This window comes from Cupriavidus sp. SIMBA_020 (assembly GCF_046535395.1).
GTDB classification, from domain to species: domain Bacteria; phylum Pseudomonadota; class Gammaproteobacteria; order Burkholderiales; family Burkholderiaceae; genus Cupriavidus; species Cupriavidus campinensis.
The window spans coordinates 1-229 of sequence record NZ_JAWRWU010001851.1; the positions used below are offsets into that span (position 1 = coordinate 1).

Here is a 229-nt window from a genome sequence, read left to right on the forward strand (position 1 = left end):
GGACGAATTCCCCGTTCCGGCGGGATTTGCCAGCGACTATCAGACGGTCGATGGCGTTCGCCTGCACTACGTCAAAGGCGGCAGCGGGCCACTGGTGTATCTGGTGCATGGTTTCGGCCAGTCGTGGTACGAGTGGCATCAGTTGATGCCGGTGCTTGTGAAGGACCATACCGTGGTGGCGGTCGATTTGCCGGGCTTGGGGCAGTCCGGCGTTCCGGCCTCGTATCGC

At 62.4% G+C, this 229-nt stretch carries 1 protein-coding gene; it reads left to right on the plus strand.

Annotated features, from left to right (window positions below):
• A partial coding sequence (locus SB751_RS36000) for an alpha/beta fold hydrolase (protein ID WP_410749726.1) occupies window positions 1-229 on the plus strand: 229 nt, incomplete at both ends.